This is a genomic window from Corynebacterium tuberculostearicum (assembly GCF_046097465.1).
Lineage (GTDB): Bacteria > Actinomycetota > Actinomycetes > Mycobacteriales > Mycobacteriaceae > Corynebacterium > Corynebacterium tuberculostearicum_I.
The window spans coordinates 2415605-2428470 of record NZ_CP175799.1 but is presented as its reverse complement, the minus strand read 5'-3'; the positions used below and the strand labels follow the sequence as shown (position 1 = coordinate 2428470).

The window sequence follows — 12866 nt, the reverse complement described above, 5'->3', positions numbered from 1 at the left end:
AGAAAGAGAAATGGGCGTCTTCTTGGGCCCGTTGACAATGCTAATTTCACGGGAGGCGGCCGCAACTGCAAGCGGAGGAAATGTCTTGTGCGCAGCCCAATTGCACTCTTTTAGGGGTAAGTGTGTCGGGGAAAATAAAAGCGCGCCGGGGAGGGCCGGCGCGCTGCTAGTGGTGGCTGAGTCTTAGCTCAGCGGGCTCATGGACTGGTAGAGCTGCTCTACCTTGTCGCGTGGGGTCTCATCGTGTTCGTAGGTGAAGTCGCTGAAGTCTTCAGGATCGTCCTTGGAGCCGGTGATGATGTCTATATCGGAGGGCTCGACTTCGCCGGAGCGCAGCGCAGCCATTTCGGCGTGGTAGCGCACCACAACGGCGATGGTTGCGGCCACGGGGACGGCGAGGAAGGCGCCGACGATGCCCGCCAGGGTGGAGCCGACGGTCACGGAAAGCAGGACAACGGCCGCGTGCAGGCCCATGGCCTTGGACTGCAGCATCGGCTGGAGGACATTGCCTTCCACCTGCTGGACGATGATGATAAGTGCGAGCGCCAGCAGCGCGTTGGTCAGGCCATTGGAAACCAGCGCGATGATGATGGCGAGGGCACCAGCGGTGACCGCACCGATGATCGGGATGAAGCTGGCGAAGAACGTCACCACGGCGATGACGAGCGCGAGCGGAACTTGCAGCACCCACAGGCCAAGGCCGATGAGGACTGCGTCCACCATGGCCACCGCGGCCTGCGCCTGGATAAAGCCGGACAGGGTCTTCCAGATGCGCGCCCCCAGCTCGGTGATGTGCCAGCCGGTGGAATTGCCGGTGTACTTGCGCAGCCACGGCAAGAACTTGTCGCCGTCTTTGATGATGAAGAAGGTGACAAAGAGCATGATCAGCGCGGCCACGACGATGGAGCTGGCCATCGAGAAACCAGAGATAACGCCGGTGGCGATGGTAGAGGCTTGGCCCTTGGCAAACTTGACCACGTCTTGCAGAACGGACTGTAGCTGGTCACTTTGGATATCGATGGGGGACTTTTCCACCATCTCCGTGATTTGGTTGATGCCGTCTTCGGCCTGATTAATGAGCGTTTGGCTTTGACTCGTGACTACGGGCGCCATGGCGGCAAAGACTCCGCAGAAGACAATGATGAGGCCGAGCAAGGTGCTTACCGCCGCGAGCGAGCGCGGGAATCCCTTGCTGCGCAGCCACGCGCTGATGGGGTAGAGCACCGTGGAGACGAGAATGGCGAGCAAGACCGGCAGCAGGCCCACCCAAATGAACTTGAGCAGGTAGCCGGCCAGCGCTAGGCCGGCGACGATGAGGATGAAGACTACCGAGATCTTGGCCATGGTGCGGAAATCCTTGGCCAAGACGGCGGATTTATCGTCGCGCTCGGCAGGGTGCTCGCTGGCAGCCTCTGCACCAAGGTGCGCATCATCATAAGCGACGAGGGTATGCGAATCTTCCTCGCCCGGCTTTTGGATCTGTGTTGCGTTGCCTTTTTCCTGCGCAGACGGGCGCTTGGCCTCGTCGCGGGAAGACGAATTATGTGACGTAGACATTGTCTACCACTATGCCACATAAAACTCGCAGCGCATATACGAAAAAGGAGGTAGCGGCCCACGGGCGGGGCGCTACCTCCCTTCAGTACCTTTAACGCGTCCGCTGACGCGGCCGAGAATTACTCGTCACGCAGGTTACCTACGTTGCGGATAATGCCGAAGCGGTGCATGGTAACCGAAACTGCCTGCTCAAGCAGGTAAGGCATGAGCTCACGGCGGCCGTCGGCAAGCACGGGCTGGTCCAGCACCACGGAGTTGGAGCGCACCGCGGCCTCGTAGATGGAATCCGGCACGGTGCCCAGGGCGCGCACGCGGGAGGAGGCGTCATTGGCCACGTCGGTAGCAAAAGCCTCGTCGGTGATGGCCTTGACGTCGAAGCCGAGGTCCTGCAGCTGGGTGGCAACCTCCGGGGTGGCGGAGATTTCCGTGGCGGTGCCGGTAATTGCGGCGGCCAGCACCTGACGAGCAACCTCGCGCAGCTCGTAGCCTTCGCCCACGCGCACGCGCAGCTTGGTCAGAAGTGGGCGGTAGCGGAAGATATTGGCCTCAGAAACCAAACCGGTGCGGTCGTGGTTGCGGCCAAACTCTTCCTGCCACGCCACCTGGTCCAGCTCAGCGGCGCGCCATAGCCAGGTGATGTCCTCCTCGGTGAGCTTGCCAGAGAGGTTATCGCGCAGGCGGTGCAGCGCAGCGAGGCTTGCTGGGGCAATGTCCACGTTGCGCGGCTTGAGCTCGCCATCGGCCCACTCACCCATCTGTGCCACGTAGTTCGGGCCGCCAGCCTTGGCGCCCGGTCCCATGACGGACTTCTTCCACCCGCCGAAGGACTGGCGCTGAACAATCGCACCGGTGATGCCGCGGTTGACGTAGGCATTGCCCACCTCAACGTTGTCGATCCAGTACTCAATCTCGGCGTCGTCAAGCGAGTGAATGCCGCCGGTCAGGCCATAGCCGGTGTCATTTTGCCAGGCAATAGCCTCTTCCAAGGTATCGGCGTACATGATGCCCAGGACGGGGCCGAAGCACTCGTTCTTGTGGTACCAAGAGCCCGGCTGCACATTATCGCGGATGCCCGGGGACCACAGGGTGCCTTCTTGGTTGAGCTTTTCCGGCTTGAGCAGCCACTTCTCGCCCGGCTCGAGCTGGGTCAAACCGCGCAGGAGCTTCTCGCTCGGCGCTTCCGCCAGACCGTTCATGGTGGTAGTGATATCGAAGCCCGGGCCCGGCTTAAGGGTCTTGACTGCGTCCAGCAGCTGGGTGCGCAGGCGCTCGGACTTGCCGGCCGCGCCGACGAAGATAACCAGGGAGGCCGCCGAACACTTCTGGCCGGAGTGGCCAAAGGCGGAGTTGTAGAGGTCATCGATGGCCAGATCCGGGTCTGCGGCTGGGGTGATGATGAGCGCGTTCTTGCCAGAGGTCTCCGCCATAATGTTCATCTTCGGCTTCCAAGAACGGAAGAGCGCGCCGGTATCGGAGGCGCCGGTGAGGATGACATTGTCCACGTCATCGTGGGAGAGCAGGGCCTTGCCGGCCGCGGCTTCATCAGTCAGCACCAGCTGCACCAGATCCGGATCTAGGCCCTGTGCCTCGAGGGCGGTGCGGAAGGCCTCCACCACGAGCTTGCCGCAGTGAACCACCTGCGGTGCAGGCTTGACGATGACCGCCGAGCCCGCCGCCAAGGAAGCCGCAATGCCGCCAGTCGGGATGGCAATGGGGAAGTTCCACGGCGGGGTCACCACGGTGACGGTGTGCGGGGTGAACTCGGAGTAGGACTCCTCCAGCAAGCGTGCGGACTGGCCGTAGTAGGTGCAGAAGTCAATCGCCTCAGAGACCTCAGGGTCGGTCTGGGTAACAGTCTTATTGGCCTCATACGCAGCCACGGAGATGAACTTGCCACGCTGGGAGGCAATCTGATCCGCCACGGCCTCCAGTGCGGCGGCGCGCTCGGCGGCAGGGCGCTTGCCCCACTCGGTGCCCAGCTCCTTGGCGCGGGCGATGTGGCCTTCGACCGCGGTAGGGTCGGTAACCTCCGCGATGCCGTGCTCGCCCGGATTGCGCTTGAGTGCTTCCTGCGCCCACTGGCGGTTCGGCGCGAGCGCCGGGTCAGTATCTGCCTCGTTGGTAAAGCGGCCGGTGCGCGGTGCTTGGCGGCCGTTTTCCTCAAGGCGGTTCTGGGTGCGACGGGCACCAGCGAAGGTTTCCCAGCGCTTGGCGACGGCCCGACGGAACGTCTCTTCCTGGTCCGCCAACGGCTCCTCGCCCGGGGCGAAGAGGGCGTAGAGGAAGTTCTGCGGCGCGGAGTTCTCCTCTAGGCGGCGCACCAGGTAGGACACGGCGACATCGAAGTCATCCGCATGAACCACCGGGGTGTAGAGGATCTGGCGGCCCTCAAAGACCTTGCGCACCGCTGCCTGCTGCGCTGGGGACATGCCCTGCAGCATCTCCGAATCCATCATGTGCAGCACGCCGCGCTTCTTGCCCAGCTCATAGGCCATTGCGGCGGTGTAGAGGTTGTGGGTTGCTACACCGATGCGGATGCTGCCGGCGTACTCCTCGCGCAGGATGAAGTCCAGCAGGCGGTAGTAGTTAGCGTCTACGTCGAGCTTGTTGGTGTAGGTAGCCAGCGGCCAATCGTGGACCTCGCTCTGCACGTTTTCCATGGACAGGTTCGCGCCCTTTACAATGCGCACCTTGACCTTGCCGCCGCCCTTAGCTACGCGCTCCTTAGCAAAGTCAGCGATATCCTTGAGCGCATCAAAGGTATCCGGCAGGTAAGCCTGCAGCACGATGCCGGCATCCAGAGTGAGGAATTCCGGCTCGCTGAGTAGCTCCTTGAACAGGCGGATGGTCAGGTGGAGATCGTGGTACTCCTCCATGTCCATGTTGATAAAGACCTTGTCGGTGCGGTCGGCCGCAGCCTGGTACAGCGGGCGCAGGCGCTCCTTGAGGCGCTCTACCGAGCCATCGATATCCCAGTGGTTAAGCTGGGCCACCATGGAGGAAGCCTTGACCGAAACGTAGGTTACGCGTGGGTTCCGGATGAGCTTGAGGGTGCGCTCCGCGCGGGACTTCGCCTCTTCCTCACCGAGCACGGCTTCACCCAGCAGGTTGAGGTTGAGCTGTTCACCGGATTCGGCGGCCTTGTCCAGGATCTTGTTGAGGGCATCAGACTCGGCGTCCAGAACCAGGTGGCCTACCATCTTGCGCATGTACAGGCGGGCAACCGGCATGACTAGGTTCGGCAGGATGGGGCCGAAGAAACCACCGGCACCAACGAGCGCACCATTGATGCTGCCGAGGAACGACGGGTCATAGTGAGAGGAAATATCTTTCAGCGCGTGTGCGGCAACCTTGTCATCTTCTGGGCGCATGACGCGGTCGACGAAGTCCATGGTGAACTTCACGCCGTCCTCATCGCGCAGCAGGTCCGCGAGCTGTTCGGTGGCCTTATCTTCTTCGTCCGCAGTGGACTTCAACCAGTCGTGTGCGCGGCTAATCGCTGCGGGCAGGACTGCTTCCACATCATCAGAGATGGGCAGGCGGGTATTGGCAGGAGAAGTCATATGGGTTCTACCTCTTCTTCAAACGGGTCACATCCCCTTAGCCGCTAGCGGTATTCGTGCCGGACAGTGGGCTGCCGGGCGATACGGGCGGGTGGGACGTAAACGGTGAGCTATGTGGTGCTGCAGGGCTGCAGTCGGGTGAGGAGCGAACACGCGGGTGCGCGCGACGCAAAGTGAGGGTCGCAGGGATTCGGAGTGAAATGCGATGTTCAGCGGGCCACTATGCGGACCGAATGCGGACGGGAGGCCTATCGCTGCTGCGACGAACGCGCGCCAGGTTGGTGTTCAACACTCACCTGCTTTCTATGACGTGACTGTGTAAGGCTAGAGGAAAACGCGAGCGCCATAGCGCTCTGACGTGCGGCAACCCTGCAGGTTCAGGTTCCAAATGTTGCCTGGGAAATACTATGAACTTTTGTGTTGCCGCAATTATAGGAAAGCAGCAAACGTGATGCTAGTCTCTTTTGAAAAATGGTAAACGGGGGTAGAAAAACAAAACATAAACCCCAGCATGTGGGGTTTAGAGGGGGTATTAACTCATCCGGGGGTAGCCCACCCCCGGATTGTCCAACAATTGGGTTCTAAGAACCGTAGCCGGCCTTGAGCGCCTTCACCGCCAGCTCGAGCCGCGACTTGGCGTGGAATTCACTGAGCAGTGTGGACACATACTTCTTCACCGTGCCCGGTGCATAACGCGTGCTCTTGGCAATCTCTTCGTTGGACTTTCCTTGGCAGACCAAGTCCAGGACCTGCTCTAGCGCAGGGGAGATATGGTGATTGTCCTTGATCTTGGCGGTTGCGGCAGCCGCATCGGCGCTGGTTCCCTCAGCGTTCCAATCAGGAAGCTGCTCAAACAAGCGGGTAAGCGACTGTGGGGTGACAACCGTGCCGCCGCGCACGGCCTCGCGCACGGTATCCAAAATGTAGACGGGTTTGGAGCTTTTTAAAATATAGGCCGCAGCCTTATTGGACATGACCTCTTTGAGGGTCTCGTCGTTGTCCATCGCGGTCATCGCAACAAAGACCGGCGGGTCTTCCAGCTTGTTGACCTCGCGCAAGAGGGTCGTGCCATCCATTTCGGGCATATGGATGTCCGCGACAATGACGTCAAAGTCCTGCTCTTGCAAAAGCTCGAGGGCGACCTTGCCATTTTCTGCGGTGGCGCACACCTCCATGTCCTCAGCCGAGGCAAAATAGCGCCCCAAGGCCTCAAGGACAAGTGGGTCGTCATCGACGACCAAGAGGGATGTCTTTACTTCGGGCACCATGGAGATGGGCAACCGAAGACCAGATCTACCGGCGACTGATATTCAGTAGTGGGGGAAAGATCACCTGGGGCTAGTCCTCCCAGAAGGGAGGAAGACAACAAGATTGGAGCGAAAAAGCTAGCAAGTGCGGCCTGCATATGCGGGATCCTTTAAAAAGTCTGTTTTAGTCAGAAACAAGCGATAGCTTAGTGCACGGCCTTTAGGTTTGCTAGGCGACGTGTCGAAACTAACTAGCCTTTTGGGCGGAGGGCGGGAGCGACAGGGTAAGTTCCCACTGATTGCGCTCAAGCTTCGTATCGACGCGTGCGTCAATTGTTGCAGCAATTCGTGACATCGAGGCCATGCCGATACCCGAAGACATGTCAGCATTGGTGCTCGTGGGCTTCGATACTGGATTGCTAATCGTTATAACGGTCCATCCGAGGTGAGGTCGCACCGAAATCATAATTTCTGCTCCTGGTGGGGAATACTTCACTGCATTCAGGCAGGCTTCGGTAGTGATGGCAGCGATGGAATCCAGCGTCTCCGGAGGGAAATGCGGCGCGAAATCTTCGGCGCCTACGTCCATAATTGGCTTCCGATTGAGTTTGGAGAGTCGAGATTCTTCCTGAGAAAGAAGCTGGGCAAAACTATCAGGCTTCGTGGTGGAGCCAAAGCTCATTCCGTCGTTAATGCCCTCGATATTGTTCCGTAGAACCTTAGTTAGCGCACGCACTTCCGACATGGAAGAGCGCATGGAATCGCTAAGCTCATCTAGGCGTTTAGTGAGCTCCGGATCTTTGGAATATTCGAGGCTTAAAGCCTCCAGCTGCATTGTGTTGACAGTAAGGCTCGAAACCACGGAGTTGTGCAGAGTTTCGGCGAGGTCTGACTGTCTTCGTTGGACGTCGGCGTTCCACTCGACCATGGCTGTTTTGTATCGCTGTGCAGAATGGGCGAAAGTGGCTCCAATAACTGCACCGACGCTAATGAACATTGCCCAAGCAAAAGCGGCCGCAGGATTAACGCTGATCCTCGCACTGCTGGGATCGATAAGACCAGCAGCCCAAAAGACGGCGCCTACTGCAAAAGTCTGCCAATTTTTCCCGTGGTAAGCGATGACGGCGATGAAGATTGGAGTTAAGAAGATGTAGCAGAGGTAAGGAGTGCCTGCAGCGAATGTAGAGCTCATCCACACCGTCACAAAAAGCACAGACATCACGAGCGGGTGACGGAATGCCAATGTCGTAATAACAGTCAGTATTACGCCAAAGATGGCGGCAGATAGCTGACGTTCAGTGGGCGTGAAGAATGCGCCAAGTAATGTCAGCGCCACGCAAATCACCGCAGTTAAAGCGGCTGTTCGCTGCAAGGTCATGGCCGCGCGGATGCGTTGGTGAAGGGGCAGCTGTGAAGGTTTCGACACGGTACGGTCCACGCTTCCTGGATGCTAAGGCTCAATGGGTTTTATCTCCCTAGTGTAGGTACAGCGAACGTGAAACAGCTTGATTTCTAGCGGTCGTGGAAACACCTGACATGGGTTGGGTGATTGTGTGGAGTCGAAATGGGTTCCGGATTCTGTTGTCGTGGCGCGGTTTGCGTCGTTGGTTCGGGCTGGTAGTTCAATACGGGCGGCTGCTGGTGTGGTTGGTTTACCGCGGTCGGTGGCTTATCGGCTTGCTGGTGAGTTGGACTTGCCGCGCAAGCGCCGCAGGCGTATTAGCTCGGCTGACAGTCAGGCAATAGCTCGCCTGTGGCTTGAAGGTGTGGCACCAATGGATATTGCGCGCCAGCTTTCTATAGGCTCTACTCCGGTATATCGAATCGGTATTGAGCTTGGTTTGTGGAAACGCAATCCGTACGGCCGCAAAGCTGCGGCAACAACTCGCCGGTGTAGTTATCTGCAACTGCGTGTAAATGCTTTAGGACGCAAAGATGCCGCTTTAGCCTGTGGCATTCATCCGCGTAATGCTGCTGATATAGACAAAGGCGTCATTAAGCTTTCCACCGGGCGTGTGCCTTTTGTCCCGGATGGCCCGGATGTGGCGCTGTATAACAGGCTTATGCAGGTACTCGAGTACGTTGATGGTCGCCAAGCAGTTCCAGTCCAGGTTATTTCACAACAGCGTATCGATAGGCGTATTTCTTCGCGCTATCTATCGATAGAAGAGCGCGAGCTCATCTTTGATCTTGACCGGCAAGGCAAAGGCGTACGTGAGATAGCTCGGCGTCTTCAGCGCTCTGCTGGAACTATCAGCAAGGAACTTAAACGCAACCGGGATGAGTTTGGGGTATATCTTCCCACGTATGCGCACCGTAAATCGGTGTTGCGTAGGTTTAGACCGAAAAAGCGCAAGATTGATACCAATCCACGCTTGCGTGAGGTGGTTTGGGAAATGGTGAAAGACAGGTACTCGCCAGAGCAGATTTCTGGGCGGTTGCGCAGTTGCTACCCCGGTGATGAGACTATGTACGTGTGTCCTGAAACGATTTATCAATCTCTGTATTTCCAGGCTAAAGGCGAGTTGAAAAAAGAAATCGCTGCTGCACTGCGTCGCGGTCACGCCCAACGTCGACCTCGTGGCACGCGCAGCGCCCGCAAGCGGTTTGTTGACCCTATAGTGATGATTTCCGACCGGCCAGCAGAAGTAGACGACCGAGCCGTACCAGGTCATTGGGAAGGCGACCTCATTTTAGGCGCGGGCAATAAGTCTGCAATTGGGACTCTCGTAGAACGAACCACGCGCTATGTCATCTTGCTGCATCTACCTAATGGGCATAATGCTACCGAAGTAAATGCAGCACTTACTAAAGCGATCGCTGGCTTGCCAGATCATCTCAAAGGCTCACTTACCTGGGACCAGGGAAGTGAAATGGCCTGCCATAAGGCCTTTTCTGTAGCGACAAACTGTCCCGTGTTCTTCTGCGATCCTGGCTCGCCGTGGCAGCGGGGCACCAATGAAAACACCAACGGACTACTTAGGCAGTACTTCCCCAAAGGAACAGACCTAAGCCTCCACAGTGCAGCGGACCTAGAATTCGTCGCCATGCAACTCAACCGCCGCCCCCGCAAAACCCTGGGCTTTCAAACACCAGCCGAGAAAATGGCAGCACTGATAAACTCAACCGAAACATAGGAAGTGTTTCCACGACCACTAGAATCCGCCCAGCGATTGAAAACAGCGAAACCCCCGCACCTTCGTGCGCGGTTCCTTGTGGTGGGTTCCGGGCGGAGGAAGAAGGTGAGGGGGTTTAGCTGGTCTTCATGAAGGAGTACAGAAGGCTAATTACTTAGCTTCTGCAGCAGCCTCTGCGTCATCCTTGGAGGACAGGCCCTCGAATACGGAGGACAGGCCCTCGGAGTCGGTGTTGGACTCGGAGGAAGCCTCGATGAGGCCCTTGATGCCCTTGATGAGTGCCTCGAAGTCGATGGCGGAGCTGAGGTCTGCGAGGGTATCGAACATATACATTCCTTTCGGATCGGCGGAGTAAAACTACAATCTCTCTCTGGGGTAGCAGCTCTTAACTGCTGTAATTCCTAGTATGCGGTAGCGGGGGCGGGCTGCCAATCCTCTTTTGGATCCTTTCTGAGGTGACTTTTGGATCCTCTTAGGGTTATTTAAGGATCTCCGTTTGGGTATGGGGCAGTGTTGGGTGAAGGGGGTGATTGTGTGGAGGGTAGGGGGTGGGCGTCGACAAGAGCGGCGCTGAGCTGCATAAAGAAAAGTTTTACAAGTAAAGTTGAGTCGCGGGGAATAACTTTTATAGGCTACCTGTTGTAGAGATTGAGTGACACGGACTCAAGGTTGTGTGACCGGGCGTAGAAGTTCTGTTACAGTAGCGCTCGGACGCAACGAGAAGTTGAGTCACTGACAGTCAACTTTATTAATTACCCCAAGATAAAAGGAGAAGAAATCATGGGACGCGCAGTAGGTATTGACCTGGGTACGACGAACTCTGTCGTTTCCGTACTGGAAGGTGGCGAGTCCACCGTTATCGCTAACTCCGAGGGCTCCCGCACCACGCCTTCCGTCGTTGCTTTTGCAAAGAACGGCGAAATCCTGGTCGGCCAGTCCGCTAAGAACCAGGCGGTAACCAATGTTGACCGCACCATTCGCTCCGTCAAGCGCCACATCGGCACCGACTGGAAGATCAACATTGATGATAAGGATTACACCTCCCAGGAGATTTCCGCTCGCACGCTGATGAAGCTGAAGCGCGACGCAGAGGCTTACCTCGGTGAGGATGTTACTGACGCCGTTATTACCGTTCCTGCATACTTCGAGGACGCACAGCGCCAGGCCACCAAGGAAGCTGGCCAGATTGCAGGCCTGAACGTGCTCCGTATCGTTAACGAGCCAACCGCAGCTGCTTTGGCTTATGGCCTGGAAAAGGGCGAGCAGGAGCAGACCATCCTAGTATTTGACCTGGGTGGCGGCACCTTCGACGTCTCCTTGCTGGAAATCGGCGATGGCGTCGTCGAGGTTATGGCCACCGCCGGCGATAACGAGCTGGGTGGCGATGACTGGGATCAGCGCATCGTCGACTGGCTGGTAGACCGCTTCAAGACCTCCCAGGGCGTTGACCTGACCAAGGATAAGCGCGCCGTACAGCGTCTGCGCGAGGCTGCAGAGAAGGCCAAGATTGAGCTGTCCTCCTCCCAGCAGGCCAACATCAACCTGCCGTACATCACCGTCGACTCCGATAAGAACCCGCTGTTCTTGGATGAGACCCTGACCCGCACCGAGTTCCAGAAGATCACCCAGGATCTGCTGGACCGCACCAAGGCTCCGTTCAACCAGGTCATCAAGGACGCTGACCTTTCTGTCGGCGATATCGACCACGTTGTTCTCGTTGGTGGCTCCACCCGTATGCCGGCCGTATCTGACCTGGTTAAGGAACTGACCGGCAAGGATGCCAACAAGGGCGTCAACCCGGACGAGGTTGTTGCAGTCGGCGCTGCCCTGCAGGCAGGCGTGCTGCGCGGCGAGGTTAAGGACGTGCTGCTTCTCGACGTCACCCCGCTGTCCCTCGGCATTGAGACCAAGGGTGGCGTGATGACCAAGCTCATCGAGCGCAACACCACCATCCCGACCAAGAAGTCCGAGACCTTCACCACCGCGGAAGACAACCAGCCTTCCGTACAGATTCAGGTCTTCCAGGGCGAGCGCGAGATGGCTACTGCTAATAAGCTGCTCGGCTCCTTCGAGCTCGGCGGTATTGCTCCGGCACCGCGCGGTGTTCCGCAGATTGAGGTCACCTTCGATATCGATGCCAACGGCATCGTCCACGTGACCGCAAAGGACAAGGGCACCGGCAAGGAAAACACCATCAAGATTCAGGATGGTTCCGGCCTGTCCCAAGAAGAAATCGACCGCATGGTCAAGGATGCTGAGCAGCACGCCGAAGAGGACAAGAAGCGCCGCGAGGAGCAGGAGCTGCGCAATAACGCAGAGTCCACCTCCTACCAAACCCGCAAGTTCTTGGATGACAACGCAGACAAGGTATCCGAGGATGTTAAGACCAAGGTCACCGAGGCTGCTGACGCCGTTGATGAGGCTCTGAAGGGCGATGACCTCGAGGCCATCAAGTCCGCAGTGGAGAAGCTGTCCACCGAATCCCAGGAGATGGGCAAGCAGATCTACGAGGCACAGGCTGCTGAGGCCGGCGCTGAGGGCGCTGCCGATGCAGGCGCTGCGCAGGGTGACCCGAACGTCGTCGACGCTGAGGTCGTTGACGAGGACGAGAACAAGGATGGCAACAAGTAATGACTCAGGACAGCGGAATGCCGCACAACCCAGGCGACCCGGAAAACACGGATCCGGAGGCTACCTCGGCTGACCGCGCTGAGGCTGCTGCCGAGCAGGCCGAGGAGGCCCAGGCTGCGCAGGAAGCGCAGGCTGACGCCACCGAAGAAGCCGAGCTGGATCCCACCCTCGATGCTGACCTCGAAGAAGCGCTGGCAGATGTCAACGCTGATGAGGTAGAAGCCGAAGCAGCGGGTGAGGAGCCCGCAGGCACCGGCGCCAGCGATGTGGAAGCACAGTTGGCAGAACGCACGGAAGACCTGCAGCGTCTGAATGCGGAATACACCAACTACCGCCGCCGCACCGAGCGCGACCGCCAGGCCGTAATCGAGACCGCCAAGGCCAAGGTCATCGCAGATATGCTGCCTGTCCTTGATGACCTGGAACTGGCTCGTGAACACGGCGACTTGGAAGGCCCGCTCAAGGCATTTGCGGATAAGTTCTACAGCACGCTGGAAAAGCACGACCTCGCTGCCTTTGGTGAGGAAGGCGATGCCTTCGACCCGGAGGTCCACGAAGCCGTGCAGGACTTGTCCTCCGGCGATGAGCAGGTGCTTGGTACCGTGCTGCGGAAGGGCTACCGCGTAGGCGACAGGCTCGTGCGCAATGCCATGGTCATCATCGCGGACCCCAGCGATGAGTCCGGCAGCTCGGAAGATTCCGAGTAAATAACCTAAAGGGCGCCCTGGGAA

Annotated in this window: 8 protein-coding genes; 3 read left to right on the top strand and 5 right to left on the bottom strand. The window is 58.3% G+C overall.

The window, feature by feature from the left end; translation table 11 throughout:
* Nucleotides 1-183: 183 nt before the first annotated feature.
* The 4 genes from ACKFRX_RS11370 to ACKFRX_RS11355 all read right to left on the bottom strand — a co-directional run bounded on the left by ACKFRX_RS11370 (nt 184) and on the right by ACKFRX_RS11355 (nt 7805).
* On the bottom strand, nt 184-1557 hold the full coding sequence (locus tag ACKFRX_RS11370; protein WP_408927891.1) for an AI-2E family transporter: 1374 nt from the start codon (nt 1555-1557) through the stop codon (nt 184-186).
* Between the two features lie 119 nt (nt 1558-1676).
* Nucleotides 1677-5120 (bottom strand): bifunctional proline dehydrogenase/L-glutamate gamma-semialdehyde dehydrogenase, encoded by a 3444-nt coding sequence (locus ACKFRX_RS11365; RefSeq protein WP_408927890.1) that lies wholly within the window; start codon nt 5118-5120, stop codon nt 1677-1679.
* Between the two features lie 581 nt (nt 5121-5701).
* Nucleotides 5702-6400, bottom strand: a complete 699-nt coding sequence (locus tag ACKFRX_RS11360; protein WP_408927889.1) for a response regulator — start codon at nt 6398-6400, stop codon at nt 5702-5704.
* A gap of 214 nt (nt 6401-6614) precedes the next feature.
* Nucleotides 6615-7805 (bottom strand): histidine kinase, encoded by a 1191-nt coding sequence (locus ACKFRX_RS11355; protein ID WP_408924362.1) that lies wholly within the window; start codon nt 7803-7805, stop codon nt 6615-6617.
* Between the two features lie 625 nt (nt 7806-8430).
* On the opposite strand from ACKFRX_RS11355, the gene ACKFRX_RS11350 reads away from it, so the two are divergent.
* Entirely contained in the window at nt 8431-9504 is a 1074-nt protein-coding gene (locus tag ACKFRX_RS11350; protein WP_234447260.1) for an IS30 family transposase, read from the top strand.
* Nucleotides 9505-9654: 150 nt separating this feature from the next.
* Here ACKFRX_RS11350 and ACKFRX_RS11345 read toward each other — a convergent pair whose 3' ends face one another.
* Nucleotides 9655-9831, bottom strand: coding sequence for a hypothetical protein (locus ACKFRX_RS11345; RefSeq protein WP_179387052.1), 177 nt, complete (start codon nt 9829-9831; stop codon nt 9655-9657).
* 453 nt (nt 9832-10284) lie between these two features.
* On the opposite strand from ACKFRX_RS11345, the gene dnaK reads away from it, so the two are divergent.
* Both dnaK and grpE read left to right on the top strand, forming a co-directional pair.
* Nucleotides 10285-12135: a molecular chaperone DnaK gene (gene dnaK / locus ACKFRX_RS11340; protein WP_005325523.1), complete on the top strand. Its 1851-nt coding sequence runs from the start codon at nt 10285-10287 to the stop codon at nt 12133-12135.
* Complete coding sequence (grpE, locus tag ACKFRX_RS11335) at nt 12135-12842, top strand: nucleotide exchange factor GrpE (RefSeq protein WP_005329345.1); 708 nt, start codon at nt 12135-12137, stop codon at nt 12840-12842. Before dnaK ends, grpE begins: the two co-directional genes overlap by 1 nt.
* Nucleotides 12843-12866 lie beyond the last annotated feature (24 nt).